At 55.6% G+C, this 17,099-nt stretch carries 16 protein-coding genes, 2 tRNA genes and 1 rRNA gene; 13 read left to right on the top strand and 6 right to left on the bottom strand.

Annotated elements, in window-relative coordinates:
- The 3 genes from rrf to PYW49_RS23130 form a co-directional block, all read left to right on the top strand.
- Positions 1–87, top strand: a 5S ribosomal RNA gene (rrf, locus tag PYW49_RS23140); the annotation flags it as partial.
- A gap of 55 nt (positions 88–142) precedes the next feature.
- Positions 143–219: transfer RNA gene (locus tag PYW49_RS23135), tRNA-Asp, on the top strand.
- Between the two features lie 52 nt (positions 220–271).
- Positions 272–347, top strand: a tRNA-Trp gene (locus PYW49_RS23130).
- A 99-nt stretch (positions 348–446) separates the two neighbouring features.
- Here PYW49_RS23130 and hdfR read toward each other — a convergent pair.
- Positions 447–1,268 (bottom strand): HTH-type transcriptional regulator HdfR, encoded by an 822-nt coding sequence (gene hdfR, locus PYW49_RS23125; protein ID WP_320387658.1) that lies wholly within the window; start codon positions 1,266–1,268, stop codon positions 447–449.
- Positions 1,269–1,386: 118 nt separating this feature from the next.
- On the opposite strand from hdfR, the gene PYW49_RS23120 reads away from it, so the two are divergent.
- A complete protein-coding gene (locus PYW49_RS23120) occupies positions 1,387–1,725 on the top strand; it encodes a DUF413 domain-containing protein (RefSeq protein WP_134348929.1) in 339 nt (112 codons plus the stop codon).
- Between the two features lie 26 nt (positions 1,726–1,751).
- Here PYW49_RS23120 and PYW49_RS23115 read toward each other — a convergent pair whose 3' ends face one another.
- The gene (locus PYW49_RS23115) at positions 1,752–3,272 is read right to left on the bottom strand and encodes a YifB family Mg chelatase-like AAA ATPase (RefSeq protein WP_320387656.1); all 1,521 of its coding nucleotides are present in this window, start codon (positions 3,270–3,272) and stop codon (positions 1,752–1,754) included.
- Positions 3,273–3,613: 341 nt separating this feature from the next.
- Here PYW49_RS23115 and ilvL point away from each other — a divergent pair, with 341 nt between their 5' ends.
- The 7 genes from ilvL (at position 3,614) to ilvA (ending at position 10,165) form a co-directional block, all read left to right on the top strand.
- Positions 3,614–3,712: an ilv operon leader peptide gene (gene ilvL / locus PYW49_RS23110; protein ID WP_001311244.1), complete on the top strand. Its 99-nt coding sequence runs from the start codon at positions 3,614–3,616 to the stop codon at positions 3,710–3,712.
- Between the two features lie 86 nt (positions 3,713–3,798).
- Positions 3,799–3,849 carry a peptide IlvX gene (ilvX, locus tag PYW49_RS23105; protein ID WP_166792073.1) on the top strand — a complete coding sequence of 17 codons (51 nt, stop codon included), beginning with the start codon at positions 3,799–3,801 and terminating at the stop codon, positions 3,847–3,849.
- 2 nt (positions 3,850–3,851) lie between these two features.
- Complete coding sequence (gene ilvG / locus PYW49_RS23100) at positions 3,852–5,498, top strand: acetolactate synthase 2 catalytic subunit (RefSeq protein WP_320387655.1); 1,647 nt, start codon at positions 3,852–3,854, stop codon at positions 5,496–5,498.
- Entirely contained in the window at positions 5,495–5,758 is a 264-nt protein-coding gene (ilvM, locus tag PYW49_RS23095; RefSeq protein ID WP_059354681.1) for an acetolactate synthase 2 small subunit, read from the top strand. The genes ilvG and ilvM overlap by 4 nt, the downstream gene beginning before the upstream one ends.
- Positions 5,759–5,776: 18 nt before the next feature.
- On the top strand, positions 5,777–6,706 hold the full coding sequence (ilvE, locus tag PYW49_RS23090) for a branched-chain-amino-acid transaminase (protein WP_134348932.1): 930 nt from the start codon (positions 5,777–5,779) through the stop codon (positions 6,704–6,706).
- A 61-nt stretch (positions 6,707–6,767) separates the two neighbouring features.
- Positions 6,768–8,618, top strand: coding sequence for a dihydroxy-acid dehydratase (gene ilvD / locus PYW49_RS23085; RefSeq protein ID WP_134348933.1), 1,851 nt, complete (start codon positions 6,768–6,770; stop codon positions 8,616–8,618).
- 2 nt (positions 8,619–8,620) lie between these two features.
- A complete protein-coding gene (gene ilvA, locus PYW49_RS23080; protein ID WP_096150382.1) occupies positions 8,621–10,165 on the top strand; it encodes a threonine ammonia-lyase, biosynthetic in 1,545 nt (514 codons plus the stop codon).
- 33 nt (positions 10,166–10,198) lie between these two features.
- On the opposite strand, the gene ilvY is transcribed toward ilvA, so the two are convergent.
- Entirely contained in the window at positions 10,199–11,089 is an 891-nt protein-coding gene (gene ilvY, locus PYW49_RS23075) for an HTH-type transcriptional activator IlvY (RefSeq protein ID WP_109846500.1), read from the bottom strand.
- Positions 11,090–11,241: 152 nt separating this feature from the next.
- Here ilvY and ilvC point away from each other — a divergent pair, with 152 nt between their 5' ends.
- The gene (gene ilvC / locus PYW49_RS23070) at positions 11,242–12,717 is read left to right on the top strand and encodes a ketol-acid reductoisomerase (protein ID WP_134348935.1); all 1,476 of its coding nucleotides are present in this window, start codon (positions 11,242–11,244) and stop codon (positions 12,715–12,717) included.
- Positions 12,718–12,803: 86 nt separating this feature from the next.
- Here the strand turns inward: ilvC and ppiC (PYW49_RS23065) are convergent, their stop codons facing one another.
- Both ppiC (PYW49_RS23065) and ppiC (PYW49_RS23060) read right to left on the bottom strand, forming a co-directional pair.
- Entirely contained in the window at positions 12,804–13,085 is a 282-nt protein-coding gene (ppiC, locus tag PYW49_RS23065) for a peptidylprolyl isomerase PpiC (protein WP_023309650.1), read from the bottom strand.
- 51 nt (positions 13,086–13,136) lie between these two features.
- Entirely contained in the window at positions 13,137–13,418 is a 282-nt protein-coding gene (ppiC, locus tag PYW49_RS23060) for a peptidylprolyl isomerase PpiC (RefSeq protein ID WP_320387651.1), read from the bottom strand.
- Between the two features lie 112 nt (positions 13,419–13,530).
- On the opposite strand from ppiC (PYW49_RS23060), the gene rep reads away from it, so the two are divergent.
- Positions 13,531–15,555: a DNA helicase Rep gene (gene rep / locus PYW49_RS23055; protein WP_320387650.1), complete on the top strand. Its 2,025-nt coding sequence runs from the start codon at positions 13,531–13,533 to the stop codon at positions 15,553–15,555.
- Positions 15,556–15,612: 57 nt separating this feature from the next.
- Here rep and gppA read toward each other — a convergent pair whose 3' ends face one another.
- Entirely contained in the window at positions 15,613–17,097 is a 1,485-nt protein-coding gene (gene gppA / locus PYW49_RS23050) for a guanosine-5'-triphosphate,3'-diphosphate diphosphatase (RefSeq protein WP_320387649.1), read from the bottom strand.
- Between the last annotated feature and the right edge of the window lie 2 nt (positions 17,098–17,099).

Below are 17,099 nucleotides of genomic sequence, written 5' to 3'. Positions count from 1 at the left end.
TGACCCCATGCCGAACTCAGAAGTGAAACGCCGTAGCGCCGATGGTAGTGTGGGGTCTCCCCATGTGAGAGTAGGGAACTGCCAGGCATCAAATTAAGTAGTAAGCCGGTGCATAAATCCGGTGGTTACAGCAGTCTTCGGTGGAGCGGTAGTTCAGTCGGTTAGAATACCTGCCTGTCACGCAGGGGGTCGCGGGTTCGAGTCCCGTCCGTTCCGCCACTTATTAAGACATTAAGCCTGCCTTACTGGCAGGCTTAATGGTAAAAACTTTAGGGGCGTAGCTCAGTTGGTAGAGCACCGGTCTCCAAAACCGGGTGTCGCGAGTTCGAGTCTCTCCGCCCCTGCCATATACAATCCTTTGCTTCGGCAAAGGATTTTTTTTTGCCTGAAATACTGGAAAAAACCCTCTTCTTTATTTTTAGCCAGCATCCCTGCTGGCTGATGTATCAATCCATTACATTGATTTTTAACAGATCTTTTATCTGGGTTTGCTTGTCACTGTTTTGTAGCCAAATTGCATACAGCGGCCTGGTAAGCGTGGTGGAATCCATCACGGTATGCAGCCCCGCTTTGGTGTCTGCCCAGCGAACAGGTAACCAGGTACAACCTTTCAGCAGGGACAGCTGCTGACAAGCGATCTCCGCAGAGCTGGTCGTTAACTGTGGAACATCATCAGGTGCAATCAATCCCGTCTCATGCTGCTGAAAATCTGGCCCCCATTCCAGGCGCAGATAGGTCAGGTCTGTCTTCATCATTGAAGGTTCAGAGGCATAAAGAGCCAGGCCAAACTGACCAACAATCTGGCTGCTAAATTCATCCATCTTGGGGGCTTCAGTCGTGATCAGAAGATCAAGCTGGCGCTCATGAAGTTGTTTAACCAGCGACTGCCGTTGTGCAATTCTGGCTTCAAACTGCAAGTGACCATGAGAATGATACAGCCTGGTAAGCCACTGACTTAGCATACATTCCCACAGGGAAGCGCTGGCCCCTATCGAAAACTCATTGTGCCTCGACGTATGTGCAACCTCTTTGCGTGCTGCCTGCCAGGTATTCATCAGCGTTTCTGCGTACGGGAGCAGTTTCTCACCGGCAGGTGTTAAGCGAATATTGTTGCGATGGCGGGTAAAAAGATTCACACCCAGTTGATTTTCCAGCTGTCGAATACGAAAACTGACTGCCGACTGCGTCAGGTAAAGGGCTTCAGCTGCTCGCCCAAAGTGGCGTGTTCTGCTCACTTCAAGGAAAGTTTTTAGCAATTCCGTATCCACATCTTTCTCCGCAAAATTATTTGTCGTTATGATTTAAATGTTTTGTTTTACACTCTGTCAAGCGTAACTAATACTCCGCGCCATAAATAGCTCGGCCAAAGAATTAGGAGCGTGTAGGATGGCGGAAAGCTTTACGACGACTAATCGTTTTTTCGACAATAAACATTATCCGCGCGGGTTCTCTCGTCACGGCGATTTCACCATCAAAGAAGCTCAACTGCTTGAGCGCCATGGTTATGCCTTTAACGAGCTGGATCTGGGTAAGCGTGAACCAACCACCGAAGACGAAAAACAGTTTGTATCTGTTTGCCGTGGTGAGCGTGAGCCACAGTCTGAAGCTGAACGTGTATGGATCAAGTATATGGCTCGCATTAAGCGTCCTAAGCGCTTCCATACGCTGTCTGGCGGCAAGCCGCAGATGGAAGGTGCAGAAGACTACACCGAGTCTGACGACTAATAAAAAAGGGGCTACGGCCCCTTTTTTTATGCCAGCAATTTCTGCAAATGTAGCAGTAAACGATCGATAGCGCGGTAGCTCAGCGCCTCTTGCAAATGTCTTCTCTCAATGTCAGTGCACCCCTCCACGTCAGCAATGGTTCTGGCCACTTTCAACAAACGCTGCCACGCACGTATGGACAGCCCGAACCGCGTCAATGTTTCCTCCAGCCATCCCGCATCCTCAATGTTAAGAGAACAAAACTGCCGGATCCCGGCATTATCCAGCCGTGCATTCAGCCTGTTCTGACGAGCGTATTGTCGCGTCTGGGCTGCAATCACCCGCTCACGAACATCCGCTGAGCTTTCACCCGTTATGCCCGTCTGCCTGAGCAGGCCCGGCGGGGGAAGGGGGATTTCGAGGGATAAATCAAAACGGTCGAGGAACGGGCCGGATAACTTCCCCAGATAGCGCAACGTCTGCTCTGGCGTACAGCGGTTATGGTTACCCTGGTAGTGACCCGTTGGGCTGGGATTCATCGCCGCGACCAGCTGAAATTGCGCGGGATAGCTTATTTTGGCGCGCGTGCGAGAGATATGTATCTCGCCGGATTCAATGGGCTCCCTCAGCGCATCCAGCACGCGGCGCTCAAACTCGGGCAGCTCATCAAGAAACAGAATGCCATTGTGTGCCAGTGAGATCTCACCCGGCCCGGGAATAGACCCTCCGCCGACCATTGCCGTCAGTGAAGCGCTATGATGTGGGGAACGAAAAGGACGACGGCGCCACTGTTTTTGCAACGAAGTAGAACTGATCAGGCTATATATGGCGGCGCTTTCCAGCGCTTCATGTTTATTGAGCGGTGGAAGCAACCCACTCAACCTGCTTGCCAGCATTGTTTTACCCGTACCCGGTGGGCCAATCAACAGAAGATTGTGTCCACCTGCAGCCGTAATCTCCAGTGCCCGTTTCCCTTGCTCCTGTCCCATTATCTCGCTGAGATCCTCTGGGGCACTTGCTATAACATCATCACACTCCTCCGGCTCGGACAGTTCATGACGCCCTTCCAGCCAGGCACAAACTTCCTGTAAATGCCCCGCGATGAGGCACCCCTTCTCGGCGATAAGACTCACTTCTGATGCGTTTTCATTGGCAACAATGATTTTCCGCCCTGCTCGTATGGCTTCCAGCGCTCCCGATATCGCACCGGGAACGCCTCTTAACGCGCCTGTGAGCGCGAGTTCGCCAACGAACTCGTACGAGCCTAGCCTTGTCGTATTAAGCTGCTCAGAAGCCGCGAGAAGGGCAATTGCGATAGGTAAATCGTATCGTCCCCCTTCTTTGGGTAAGTCGGCAGGGGCAAGGTTGATGGTGATCTTCTTCGCGGGGAAGGTATAACCGCTATTTATTATTGCGCTACGAACGCGATCCCTGGCCTCTTTAACCGTCGTTTCAGGTAACCCGACAAGCGTGAGTCCGGGTAACCCATTACTCAAATGAACCTCTACGGAAATAAGCGGTGCCTTTACCCCGAGAGCCGCACGCGTATAAACAACTGACAGTGACATTTGCACTACCTCCTGGGGTGACTATGCCAGTGCCTGTTTTGTCTGTTTAGCCTCATTTTGCGAATTTACGCAGCCTGTTCAGCGATTTTAAGAGCGTAGTGAAACCATTACATAAACGTGGAAACCACCTCGCAGAATGTAAAAAGCCTCGTTTTGATGGTGAGAACTGCAGTAAAAAAATGAAAAATATTCATTTTCTAATTTCCGTATATAAAACAACGGTTTTAAGAAATATGATTCGCTGCCTAATCAAATCCGTCATAAATAAATCTTGTATTTGATTTAAAAACTGTGATAACTCTTTAGGTATTCCTTCGAACAAGATGCAAAAAGAACTGAAAATGACAGCCCTTCTACGAGTGATTAGCCTGGTCGTGATTAGCGTGGTGGTGATTATTATCCCACCGTGCGGGGCTGCACTTGGACGAGGAAAGGCTTAGAAATCAAGCCTTAACGAACTAAGACCCCCGCACCGAAAGGTCCGGGGGTTTTTTTATGACTTAAAAACGTAAATGAGGAGCAGAGAATGACGACTAGCACAAAATTCTGTTTCTCCCGATTTATGACGGGGAACTAACTATGAATGGGGCACAGTGGATAGTACATGCGTTGCGCGCACAAGGAGTCGAAACAGTATTCGGTTATCCGGGTGGCGCAATTATGCCGATTTACGATGCACTGTATGACGGCGGCGTGGAGCACCTGTTGTGCCGACACGAGCAGGGAGCAGCAATGGCGGCGATCGGTTATGCGCGCGCCACCGGCAAAACTGGCGTTTGCATGGCCACCTCCGGCCCGGGGGCAACGAACCTGATCACCGGTCTGGCTGATGCGCTGCTGGATTCCGTTCCCGTTGTCGCTATCACCGGTCAGGTTGCGTCTCCGTTCATCGGTACCGATGCTTTCCAGGAAGTAGACGTGCTCGGCTTATCACTGGCCTGCACCAAACACAGCTTCCTCGTCCAGTCTCTGGAAGAGTTGCCGCGCGTGATGGCGGAAGCATTTGAAGTCGCGAATTCTGGCCGCCCTGGCCCGGTTCTGGTTGATATCCCGAAAGATATTCAGGTAGCCCTCGGCGATCTGGAACCGCATTTCTCCACCGTTGAAAGCGACAATGCGTTTCCGCATGTGGAAGTTGAAGAAGCCCGTCAGATGATATCTCAGGCGAAACAGCCGATGCTGTACGTCGGCGGTGGCGTAGGCATGTCGCAGGCTGTTCCTGCCCTGCGTGAATTTATCGCGGTGACGCAAATGCCCGCCACCTGCACGCTGAAAGGTCTCGGTGCTGTCGACGCGGATTACCCATACTATCTGGGCATGCTGGGGATGCACGGTACCAAAGCGGCAAACCTGGCGGTGCAGGCGTGCGATCTGCTCATCGCCGTGGGTGCTCGTTTTGACGACCGCGTCACCGGCAAGCTGAATACCTTTGCGCCGAATGCCAAAGTTATTCATATGGATATCGATCCGGCGGAGATGAGCAAACTGCGTCAGGCGCACGTCGCGCTGCAGGGCGATCTCAACGCGCTGTTACCGGCACTGCAGCAGCCGCTGGACATTAACGCATGGCATCAGCACACCGCAGAGATGCGCGCTGAGCACGCCTGGCGTTACGACCACCCTGGCGAGGCCATCTACGCGCCGCTGCTGTTGAAGCAGCTGTCCGAGCGTAAACCGGCTGACAGCGTCGTCACCACAGACGTAGGCCAGCATCAGATGTGGTCCGCACAGCACATGACCTACACCCGCCCGGAAAACTTCATCACTTCCAGCGGGTTAGGCACAATGGGCTTCGGCTTACCTGCTGCAGTTGGTGCGCAGGTCGCCCGCCCGAACGATACCGTTATCTGTATCTCCGGTGACGGCTCCTTCATGATGAACGTCCAGGAGCTCGGCACCGTGAAGCGCAAACAGTTACCGCTGAAGATCGTCTTGCTCGATAACCAGCGTTTAGGGATGGTTCGCCAGTGGCAACAGCTGTTCTTCCAGGAGCGTTACAGTGAAACAACTCTCACCGATAACCCCGATTTCCTCACCCTGGCCAGCGCCTTTGGCATCCCTGGTCAGCACATCACCCGTAAAGATCAGGTTGAAGCGGCGCTCGACACCATGCTGAACAGCGATGGGCCTTACCTGCTTCATGTCTCAATCGACGAACTCGAGAACGTCTGGCCGTTGGTACCGCCTGGTGCCAGTAACTCACAAATGATGGAGAAATTATCATGATGCAGCATCAGGTCGCCGTACAGGCTCGCTTCAACCCGGAAACCTTAGAACGCGTTTTGCGCGTGGTCCGTCATCGTGGCTTTCAGATTTGCTCTATGAATATGGAGACGGCCACCGACGCCCGGAACATCAGTATCGAATTAACCGTTGCCAGCCCGCGCCCGGTCGACTTACTGTTTAGTCAGTTATCAAAGCTGGTAGACGTTGCCCATGTTGCCATCTGCCAGAGCACAACCACATCACAACAAATCCGCGCTTAAGCGTGACAGGAAGAGAAAATGACGACAAAAAAAGCTGATTACATTTGGTTCAATGGTGAGATGGTTCGCTGGGAGGACGCGAAAGTCCACGTGATGTCCCACGCGCTGCACTACGGTACTTCTGTCTTTGAAGGGATCCGTTGCTACGATTCTCACAAAGGGCCAGTGGTGTTCCGTCATCGTGAACACATGCAGCGTCTGCATGACTCAGCCAAAATTTATCGTTTCCCGGTTTCTCAGAGCGTTGATAAGCTGATGGAAGCCTGCCGCGATGTTATCCGTAAAAACAATCTGACCAGCGCCTATATTCGTCCGCTGGTCTTCGTGGGTGACGTCGGTATGGGCGTTAACCCGCCAGCTGGTTACAACACCGATGTGATCATTGCCGCGTTCCCATGGGGTGCCTACCTGGGTGCAGAAGCCCTGGAGCAGGGGATCGACGCAATGGTCTCTTCCTGGAACCGCGTCGCGCCAAACACCATCCCGACCGCCGCTAAAGCGGGCGGTAACTATCTCTCTTCCCTGCTGGTCGGTAGCGAAGCGCGCCGTCACGGTTACCAGGAAGGTATCGCGCTTGATGTGAATGGCTACATCTCCGAAGGCGCAGGTGAAAACCTGTTTGAAGTGAAAGACGGCATCCTGTTCACGCCGCCATTCACCTCGTCGGCGCTGCCGGGCATCACCCGTGATGCCATCATCAAGCTGGCGAAAGATCTGGGTATCGAAGTGCGCGAGCAGGTCCTTTCCCGCGAGTCCCTCTACCTGGCGGATGAAGTCTTTATGTCCGGTACCGCCGCTGAAATCACGCCGGTTCGCAGCGTAGACGGCATTCAGGTGGGCGAAGGCCGCTGTGGTCCGGTTACCAAACGCATTCAGCAAGCCTTCTTCGGCCTCTTTACTGGCGAAACGGAAGACAAATACGGCTGGTTGGATCAGGTTAATCACTAAATATAAATTTGGGACGGCACGCACCGTCCCATTTAAATAGTCAGACGGGAGTAAATAAAGCATGCCTAAGTATCGTTCCGCCACCACCACCCACGGCCGTAACATGGCGGGTGCCCGCGCGCTGTGGCGCGCCACCGGGATGACCGACGCCGATTTCGGCAAGCCTATTATCGCCGTGGTGAACTCCTTCACTCAGTTTGTGCCGGGCCACGTGCACCTGCGCGATCTCGGTAAGCTGGTTGCCGAGCAAATCGAAGCGTCCGGCGGTGTGGCGAAAGAGTTCAACACCATTGCGGTGGATGACGGTATCGCGATGGGTCACGGGGGCATGCTCTATTCACTGCCGTCGCGTGAGCTGATCGCCGACTCGGTGGAGTATATGGTTAACGCCCACTGCGCTGATGCGATGGTCTGTATCTCCAACTGCGATAAAATCACCCCGGGGATGCTGATGGCCTCCCTGCGTCTGAACATTCCGGTAATCTTCGTTTCTGGTGGCCCGATGGAAGCGGGTAAAACCAAGCTTTCCGACAAAATCATCAAGCTCGACCTGGTCGATGCGATGATCCAGGGCGCGGACCCGAAAGTGTCCGACGAGCAAAGCGATCAGGTGGAACGTTCCGCGTGTCCGACCTGCGGTTCCTGTTCCGGGATGTTCACCGCGAACTCAATGAATTGTCTGACCGAAGCGCTGGGCCTGTCTCAGCCGGGCAACGGCTCGCTGCTGGCGACCCATGCCGACCGTAAACAGCTGTTCCTCAATGCCGGCAAACGCATCGTTGAGCTGACCAAGCGCTACTACGAGCAGGACGACGCCAGCGCGCTGCCGCGCAATATCGCCAGCAAAGCGGCGTTTGAAAATGCGATGACGCTGGATATCGCCATGGGCGGCTCCACCAATACCGTTCTGCACCTGTTGGCCGCCGCGCAGGAAGCCGAAATCGACTTCACCATGAGCGATATCGACAAGCTGTCCCGTAAAGTCCCGCAGCTGTGTAAAGTCGCGCCAAGTACCCAGAAATACCATATGGAAGACGTTCACCGTGCCGGCGGCGTGCTGGGTATTCTTGGCGAGCTGGATCGCGCCGGGCTGCTGAACCGTGACGTGAAAAACGTGCTCGGCCTGACGCTGCCGGAGTCGCTGGACCAATACGACGTCATGCTGACCAAAGACGACGCAGTGAAAAAGATGTTCCGCGCCGGCCCGGCGGGCATTCGTACCACTCAGGCATTCTCCCAGGATTGCCGCTGGGATACCCTGGATGACGATCGCGCCGAAGGGTGTATCCGTTCTCTTGAACATGCCTACAGCAAAGACGGTGGTCTGGCCGTGCTGTACGGTAACTTTGCGGAAAATGGCTGTATCGTAAAAACCGCAGGCGTAGATGACAGCATCCTGAAATTCACCGGTCCGGCAAAAGTGTACGAAAGTCAGGACGACGCGGTAGAAGCCATCCTGGGCGGCAAAGTGGTGGAAGGCGACGTGGTTGTCATCCGCTACGAAGGGCCAAAAGGCGGCCCGGGCATGCAGGAGATGCTCTATCCAACCACCTTCCTGAAATCGATGGGCCTCGGTAAAGCCTGTGCGCTGATCACCGACGGTCGTTTCTCCGGTGGGACCTCCGGTCTCTCCATCGGCCACGTTTCGCCAGAAGCGGCAAGCGGCGGCAACATCGCGATCATCGAAGATGGCGACCTGATCGAAATCGATATTCCGAATCGTGGTATTCAGCTGAAGCTGAGCGACCAGGAGATAGCGGCTCGTCGTGAAGCGCAGGAAGCGCGCGGCGACAAAGCCTGGACACCAAAAGATCGCCAACGCGAAGTCTCTTTCGCCCTGCGTGCTTACGCGAGCCTTGCCACCAGTGCAGATAAAGGCGCGGTGCGCGATAAATCTAAACTTGGGGGCTGATGATGGCCGAGTCGCAACCCTTATCCGCCGCCCCTGAGGGGGCGGAATATCTCAGGGCGGTGCTGCGCGCACCGGTCTATGAAGCCGTGCAGGTTACACCCCTGCAGAAAATGGAAAAACTCTCTTCGCGTCTCGATAACGTGATTCTGGTGAAGCGCGAAGACCGTCAGCCGGTGCACAGCTTCAAGCTGCGCGGGGCCTACGCGATGATGGCCGGGCTGACCGATGAGCAAAAAGCGCGCGGCGTGATTACCGCTTCTGCGGGTAACCATGCTCAGGGCGTCGCGTTCTCGTCAGCCCGCCTGGGGCTGAAGGCGTTGATCGTGATGCCTGTTGCTACCGCGGATATTAAAGTCGACGCGGTGCGCGGGTTCGGCGGCGAAGTACTGCTCCACGGCGCCAATTTTGACGAAGCGAAAGCCAAAGCGATTGAGCTGGCGCAGCAGCAGGGTTTCACCTGGGTGCCGCCGTTCGACCACCCGATGGTGATTGCTGGCCAGGGCACGCTGGCGCTGGAACTGCTGCAGCAGGATGCCCATCTCGACCGCGTATTTGTGCCGGTCGGCGGTGGCGGCCTCGCGGCGGGTGTCGCAGTGCTGATCAAACAGCTGATGCCGCAGATCAAAGTCATCGCCGTTGAAGCGGAAGACTCTGCCTGCCTGAAGGCGGCGCTGGATGCCGGGCATCCGGTAGACCTTCCGCGCGTCGGGCTGTTTGCCGAAGGCGTGGCGGTGAAGCGCATCGGCGATGAAACCTTCCGCCTGTGCCAGGAATATCTTGACGATATTGTCACCGTCGACAGCGATGCGATCTGCGCGGCGATGAAAGATCTGTTCGAAGATGTTCGTGCGGTAGCGGAACCCTCCGGCGCGCTGGCGCTGGCGGGGATGAAGAAATACATCGCGCAGCACAACATTCGCGGCGAGCGCCTGGCGCACGTGCTTTCAGGGGCTAACGTCAACTTCCACGGTTTGCGCTACGTTTCCGAGCGTTGCGAGCTGGGTGAACAGCGTGAAGCGCTGCTGGCGGTGACCATTCCGGAAGAGAAGGGCAGTTTCCTCAAGTTCTGCCAACTGCTGGGCGGTCGTTCGGTGACGGAATTTAACTACCGTTTTGCCGATGCCAAAGACGCCTGTATTTTCGTCGGCGTGCGTCTGAGCCGCGGCGTGGAGGAGCGCAAAGAGATCCTCAACCTGCTGCATGAGGGCGGCTACAGCGTGGTCGATCTCTCTGACGACGAGATGGCGAAGCTGCACGTGCGCTACATGGTCGGCGGGCGTCCCTCGAAGCCGCTTAAGGAACGTCTGTTCAGCTTCGAGTTCCCGGAATCGCCGGGCGCGCTGCTCAAGTTCCTGCACACGCTGGGCACGCACTGGAACATCTCTCTGTTCCACTACCGCAGCCACGGCACCGACTACGGCCGCGTGCTGGCGGCGTTCGAACTGGGCGAGCACGAGCCGGATTTCGAAACGCGGCTGAACGAGCTGGGCTATGAGTGCCACGACGAAACCCATAACCCGGCGTTCCGCTTTTTCCTCGCAGGCTAAGGGCTGGCCAGGTAAGCGCAGCGCCACCCGGCTTTAGTGGTTCGGCAATATCTTCCAGAACGCATCAATAAGCGGCTCATGCAGCCGCTTTTTTTGTGCACATACGCCGAGCTCGAACGGCGTTTTCTCGTCGCTGCGCTCCAGAATCATCACGCGATTGCGCACCGGTTCCGGGCTGTTTTCCAGCACCACTTCCGGCAGCAGCGCCACGCCGCAGCCCAGCGCCACCATCGACACCATCGCCTCATGGCCGCTGACCGTGGCGTAAATCGACGGGTTGCTGATTTTCTGACGGCGGAACCACAGCTCAATGCGGCGGCGCACCGGTCCCTGATCGGCCATGATAAACGGCACCGTGGACCAGTCCGGTTTTTCCACCGATACCTGGTTACGCACCGGGCAGGGCAGCGCCGGCGCGATCAGCACCACCGCCAGATTTTCCAGCATCGAGAACGCTACCGCACCGGGCAGGGTTTCGGGTTTCCCGGCAATGGCGAGATCCGCTTCGCCCGTCACCACTTTTTCCATTGCGTCGGAGGCGTCGCCGGTAGTGAGCTTAATTTCAACCGACGGATGCGCCGCGCGGAAGCGGTCGAGAATGGGCGGCAGATGGCTATAGGCGGCGGTCACGGAGCAGAAAATATGCAGCTCGCCGGAAAGTGACGGCCCCTGCTGGTCAATCGAGTGCCGTAGTTGCTGGTACTGCAACAGCGTCTGCTGGGCAAAAATGCGCAGTTCTTCACCCGCTTCCGTGAGCGTGACGGTACGGTTATCGCGCACGAACAGCGGCTGGCCGAGGTCTTCCTCAAGGCGCTGGATCTGGCGTGAAAGCGTGGAGGGGCTAACGTGCATCGCCCGGGCGCTGCGGCCAAAATGACGGCTTTCCGCCAAGTGCAGGAACATTTTCAGATCGCGTAAATCCACCGATTCCACTCCCTCTTTTTATATTGCAAAAATTGCAACATGACGTTGTGAATATATCAATTTCCGCAATAAATTTCCTGTTGTAATGTGGGTACATTCTCGCTGAAACGCGAACCGAACAATAAGACACACAACATCACGAGGTATCACCCATGGCTAACTACTTTAATACACTGAACTTGCGCCAGCAGCTGGCGCAGCTGGGCAAATGCCGCTTCATGGCGCGCGACGAATTTGCCGATGGCGCGAGCTACCTTCAGGGTAAAAAAGTGGTCATTGTCGGCTGTGGCGCACAGGGTCTGAACCAGGGCCTGAACATGCGTGACTCCGGTCTGGATATCTCCTACGCCCTGCGTAAAGAAGCGATTGCTGAGAAGCGCGCTTCCTGGCGTAAAGCGACCGAAAACGGCTTCAAAGTAGGTACCTACGAAGAGCTGATCCCGCAGGCGGATCTGGTGGTTAACCTGACGCCAGACAAACAGCACTCAGACGTTGTGCGTTCCGTACAGCCGCTGATGAAAGACGGCGCGGCGCTGGGTTACTCCCACGGCTTCAACATCGTTGAAGTGGGTGAGCAGATCCGCAAAGACATCACCGTAGTGATGGTTGCACCGAAGTGCCCGGGTACAGAAGTGCGTGAAGAGTACAAACGTGGTTTTGGTGTGCCGACCCTGATCGCGGTTCACCCGGAAAACGATCCGAAAGGCGAAGGGATGGCAATTGCCAAAGCATGGGCGGCGGCGACCGGCGGCCACCGTGCGGGTGTACTGGAATCTTCCTTCGTCGCAGAAGTGAAATCTGACCTGATGGGTGAGCAGACCATTCTGTGCGGTATGCTGCAGGCGGGCTCTCTGCTGTGCTTTGACAAGCTGGTGGCAGAAGGCACCGACCCGGCCTATGCGGAAAAACTGATTCAGTTCGGTTGGGAAACCATCACCGAAGCGCTGAAGCAGGGCGGTATTACGCTGATGATGGACCGTCTGTCCAATCCGGCAAAACTGCGTGCTTACGCGCTGTCTGAACAGCTGAAAACCATCATGGCACCGCTGTTCCAGAAACATATGGACGACATCATCTCCGGCGAATTCTCTTCCGGCATGATGGCGGACTGGGCTAACGACGATAAAAACCTGCTGACCTGGCGTGAAGAGACCGGTAAAACCGCGTTCGAAACAGCGCCACAGTATGAAGGTAAAATCGGCGAGCAGGAGTACTTCGATAAAGGTGTGCTGATGATCGCGATGGTGAAAGCAGGCGTTGAGCTGGCGTTCGAAACCATGGTGGATTCCGGCATCATCGAAGAGTCTGCGTACTATGAATCACTGCACGAGCTGCCGCTGATCGCGAACACCATCGCCCGTAAGCGTCTGTACGAAATGAACGTGGTTATCTCTGATACCGCAGAATACGGTAACTACCTGTTCTCTTACGCCTGCGTACCGCTGCTGAAAGAGTTTATGACCACCCTTCAGACGGGCGATCTGGGCAAGGCGATTGCGGAAGGTGCCGTGGATAACGCGCAGCTGCGCGATGTGAACGAAGCGATTCGCGGTCACCAGATCGAGAAAGTGGGTCACAAACTGCGTGGCTACATGACCGATATGAAGCGCATCGCGGTAGCGGGTTAACAACCTTGTCGGGTGGCGCTTCGCTTACCCGACCTACAAAACCGTAAGATGTAGGCCGGGTAAGGCGCAGCCGCCACCCGGCTTTTTTATTTGCGATACAGCACTTTGATAATGTGGTATCCGAACTGGGTATGCAGCGGGCCGGTTGGCTCCAGCACCGGGCAGGAGAACACCACCTTATCGAACGCCGGAACCATCTGGCCCTGGCGGAATTCACCCAGGTCACCGCCGCGTTTGCCTGACGGGCAGATGGAGTGCTTCTTCGCCAGCTTACCGAAGTCGGCACCGTTTTTAATCTGCTCCAGAAGATCTAAAGCCAGTTTCTCTTCTTTAACGAGGATATGCACTGCTGCTGCTGTTTTTGCCATGATCGTGCCTTGAAATAGGTTGAGATAAATCGGGGCGCAATATACCACGCGTCAGCGGCGATAAAGCACCTTAATGATATGGTAGCCAAATTTGGTTTTTACCGGGCCGTAGGGCGTCAGAAGCGGGCAGCTAAAGACCGCCTGATCGAATGGGCCGACCATCGCACCTTGTTGAAACTCCCCGAGATCCCCGCCATTGCGCCCGGACGGGCATTTAGAGTAGCGCTTTGCCAGATGATCAAAGCTGATGCCGCGTTCCAGCTTGGTTAGGATCTCCTGAGCCAGTTTCTCTTCTTTTACCAGAATATGCAGGGCTGCTGCGGTCTTTTTCATTGTTCTGCTCTACGGGTCAATCGTGATTTCTCCACTTTATCATTAGCCGGTAAATCTGCGTCCGGCTTTCTGCTACAATCCACACCCCGTTCGAAGATTGAGCAACCATCCCATGCGTTTAAACCCTGGACAACAACAAGCGGTCGAATTCGTTACTGGACCATGCCTGGTGCTGGCAGGGGCCGGTTCGGGTAAAACCCGCGTGATCACCAACAAAATTGCGCATCTGATCCGCGGCTGTGGCTATCAGGCCCGGCACATTGCGGCAGTGACCTTTACCAATAAAGCGGCGCGTGAGATGAAAGAGCGTGTCGGCCAGACGCTGGGGCGTAAAGAGGCGCGCGGCCTGATGATCTCTACGTTCCACACGCTGGGACTGGATATCATCAAGCGCGAATATGCGGCCCTGGGAATGAAGTCCAACTTCTCGCTCTTCGATGATACCGACCAGGTGGCATTGCTCAAAGAGCTCACCGAGGGATTGATCGAAGATGATAAGGTGCTGTTGCAGCAGCTGATCTCGACGATCTCCAACTGGAAAAACGATCTGATGACCCCGGCCCAGGCCGCGGCGATCGCCAAAGGCGAACGGGATCGGATCTTCGCCCACTGCTATGGTCTGTACGATGCGCATATGAAAGCGTGTAACGTGCTGGACTTTGACGACCTGATCCTGCTGCCCACGCTGCTGCTGCAGCGCAATGAAGAGGTGCGAGAGCGCTGGCAGAATAAGATTCGCTATCTGCTGGTGGATGAATACCAGGATACCAACACCAGCCAGTACGAGCTGGTGAAGCTACTGGTGGGGCAGCGCGCGCGTTTCACCGTGGTTGGCGATGACGATCAGTCAATTTACTCCTGGCGCGGCGCGCGTCCGCAAAACCTGGTGCTGCTGAGCAAGGATTTTCCGGCGCTGCAGGTGATAAAGCTCGAGCAGAACTACCGCTCGTCGGGGCGCATTCTTAAGGCGGCAAATATTCTGATTGCCAACAACCCACACGTGTTTGAGAAGCGCCTGTTCTCCGAGCTGGGCTACGGGACGGAGCTGAAAGTCCTCAGCGCCAACAATGAAGAGCATGAAGCGGAGCGCGTCACGGGCGAACTCATCGCTCACCACTTCGTCAATAAAACCGAATATAAGGATTACGCGATCCTCTATCGCGGGAATCACCAGTCGCGCGTCTTTGAAAAGATGCTGATGCAGAACCGCATTCCGTACAAAATTTCCGGTGGCACCTCGTTTTTCTCACGCCCTGAAATCAAAGATCTGCTGGCCTATCTGCGCGTGCTCACTAACCCGGATGATGACAGCGCGTTTCTGCGCATCGTGAATACGCCAAAACGCGAAATTGGCCCCGCGACGCTGCAAAAGCTGGGGGAATGGGCAATGACGCGCAACAAAAGCCTGTTTACCGCCAGTTTCGACATGGGGCTGAGCCATACGTTGACCGGACGCGGGTATGATTCGTTAACGCGATTCACCCACTGGCTTGGCGAAGTGCAGCGACTGGCAGAGCGCGAACCGATTGCCGCTGTACGCGATCTGATCCACGGCATCGACTACGAGTCCTGGCTGTACGAAACCTCAGCCAGCCCGAAAGCGGCTGAGATGCGCATGAAAAACGTGAACCAGCTGTTTAGCTGGATGACTGAAATGCTGGAAGGTTCTGAAATCGACGAACCCATGACCCTGACGCAGGTGGTCACCCGCTTTACCCTGCGCGATATGATGGAGCGCGGCGAGAGCGAAGAAGAGGCCGATCAGGTTCAGCTGATGACGCTGCATGCGTCCAAAGGTCTGGAATTCCCGTATGTCTATCTGGTCGGCATGGAAGAGGGGTTGTTACCGCACCAGAGCAGCATTGATGAAGACAACGTCGATGAGGAGCGCCGTCTGGCCTACGTGGGGATCACCCGTGCGCAGAAAGAGCTGACGTTTACGCTGTGTAAAGAGCGCCGCCAGTATGGTGAACTGGTGCGCCCGGAGCCGAGCCGTTTCCTGCTGGAACTGCCGCAGGATGACCTGATCTGGGAACAGGAGCGCAAAGTGATTACCGCTGAAGAGCGTATGCACAAGGGGCAGGCTAACGTGGCGAACATTCGCGCCATGCTGGCAAAAGCCAAAGAGAAAGGATAAGTCCGGAGGGACTTGTAGGCCGGGTAAGCGCAGCGCCACCCGGCATTTTTCACTATCTTATTTTACTTCCAACACCCAGTGCACATAGCTTTGCCACTGGCACTCCTGCTCGATCATCTCTGCCCCAAGCGGGTGATTTTCAATCCAGTTCTCCGGCAGCGTCAGAGACAGTTTTTCGTCATCGGCAACCAGGTTGATAGCAGGGAGTAAATCATCGCGGCGACGGCTGGCAAACAGGATCGCCAGACGCAGCAGGCGGCACAAATGCTCGGCCACGCGCGGCGGTACGGCGTTTTGCTGATGCAAAGAAGAGAGATCAACGGCATTGGTTTGGTTCAGCAGCAGCGTTGCCAGCAATTTTTTCTGCGCGGGCGTATAGCCCGGTAAATCAAGATTACGCACCAGATACGCTGCGTGAGCAGGGGCCTGCTTGAAATCAATGCTCAGCCCCACTTCGTGGAGCGCACAGGCGCTCAGCAATAAATCACGACTCAGATGATCAAGAACCCACACGTTAGCGACCTGATCAGCGAAGCGTGACGCCAGTTGCGCCACGCGTCCAGCCTGATCGATATCCACCAGAAAACGGCGCTGCACGTTGCGCAGGGTGCGGCTGCGAATGTCCTGATCAACCGACAGATGCAACATCCCATAGACCAGACCTTCGCGCAACGCGCCGCCAGCCAGCGTCATACAGGTGATGTTGAGTTCGGTGAAAATCGCAATCAGAATGGCCAGCCCGCTCGGGAAGACCAGCGCGCGTTCAAGCGTCAGCCCTTCAATTTCCAGCTCTTCCAGTCGTCCGCACTGAATGGCGCGCTGTTTCAACTGCTGAAGTTTGGCAAGCGTAATCCGCTCGTCCATTCCCTGCGCCATCATAATTTCCTGCAGGGCCTGCACGGTACCCGACGCACCCACGCAGACTTTCCAGCCGTGATAGCGCAGTTCATCCATGACGGGACGTAACACTTCGCGCGCGGCATTTTCTGCCTCGTCGAAGTTCTCTTTACCCAGATTCCGGTCAGCAAAGTAGCGTTCAAGCCAGGTCACGCAGCCCATAGACAGGCTGAACAGAGACGTCGCCTGCGCGCCGGTGCCGGTAACCAGTTCTGTGCTGGCACCGCCGATATCCACCACCAGGCGGCGATCGTCACCCCCCGTGGTGTGTGCAACACCCTGATAAATCAGGCGAGCCTCTTCTTCACCGCTGATAACCTGAACCGGACAACCCAGAATTTCCTGCGCTCTGGCAATGAAATCCACGGCGTTAACCGCCAGTCGGAGTGTCGCAGTGGCGACGACGGTGATTTGGGCATGAGGGATATCCTGCAGACGCTCAGCAAAGAGTCGCAGACACTGCCAGCCACGTTCCATGGCTTCAGGTGAGAGGTCATTGTTGCTGCTCAGGCCCGCCGCGAGACGGACCTTGCGCTTAATGCGCGTCAGCGTTTGTATGCTTCCCGCCACCTCGCGCACAACCAGCATATGAAAACTATTCGAACCGAGATCAATTGCCGCATAAAGCGAGGTGGAGCTGAGCATAT

The organism is Enterobacter chinensis (assembly GCF_034008295.1).
GTDB classification, from domain to species: Bacteria; Pseudomonadota; Gammaproteobacteria; order Enterobacterales; family Enterobacteriaceae; genus Enterobacter; species Enterobacter chinensis.
This window is presented reverse-complemented; position numbering and strand designations above follow the sequence as displayed.

What these genes read in the sequence shown, in the direction of transcription:
- PYW49_RS23120 (WP_134348929.1), top strand. Translation starts at nt 1,387, where the DNA reads ATGGCGGAAAGCTTTACGACGACTAATCGTTTTTTCGACAATAAACAT.
- PYW49_RS23115 (WP_320387656.1), bottom strand. Translation starts at nt 3,272, where the DNA reads ATGTCACTGTCAGTTGTTTATACGCGTGCGGCTCTCGGGGTAAAGGCA.
- ilvL (WP_001311244.1), top strand. Translation starts at nt 3,614, where the DNA reads ATGACAGCCCTTCTACGAGTGATTAGCCTGGTCGTGATTAGCGTGGTG.
- ilvG (WP_320387655.1), top strand. Translation starts at nt 3,852, where the DNA reads ATGAATGGGGCACAGTGGATAGTACATGCGTTGCGCGCACAAGGAGTC.
- ilvM (WP_059354681.1), top strand. Translation starts at nt 5,495, where the DNA reads ATGATGCAGCATCAGGTCGCCGTACAGGCTCGCTTCAACCCGGAAACC.
- ilvE (WP_134348932.1), top strand. Translation starts at nt 5,777, where the DNA reads ATGACGACAAAAAAAGCTGATTACATTTGGTTCAATGGTGAGATGGTT.
- ilvD (WP_134348933.1), top strand. Translation starts at nt 6,768, where the DNA reads ATGCCTAAGTATCGTTCCGCCACCACCACCCACGGCCGTAACATGGCG.
- ilvA (WP_096150382.1), top strand. Translation starts at nt 8,621, where the DNA reads ATGGCCGAGTCGCAACCCTTATCCGCCGCCCCTGAGGGGGCGGAATAT.
- ilvC (WP_134348935.1), top strand. Translation starts at nt 11,242, where the DNA reads ATGGCTAACTACTTTAATACACTGAACTTGCGCCAGCAGCTGGCGCAG.
- ppiC (WP_023309650.1), bottom strand. Translation starts at nt 13,085, where the DNA reads ATGGCAAAAACAGCAGCAGCAGTGCATATCCTCGTTAAAGAAGAGAAA.
- ppiC (WP_320387651.1), bottom strand. Translation starts at nt 13,418, where the DNA reads ATGAAAAAGACCGCAGCAGCCCTGCATATTCTGGTAAAAGAAGAGAAA.
- rep (WP_320387650.1), top strand. Translation starts at nt 13,531, where the DNA reads ATGCGTTTAAACCCTGGACAACAACAAGCGGTCGAATTCGTTACTGGA.
- gppA (WP_320387649.1), bottom strand. Translation starts at nt 17,097, where the DNA reads ATGCTCAGCTCCACCTCGCTTTATGCGGCAATTGATCTCGGTTCGAAT.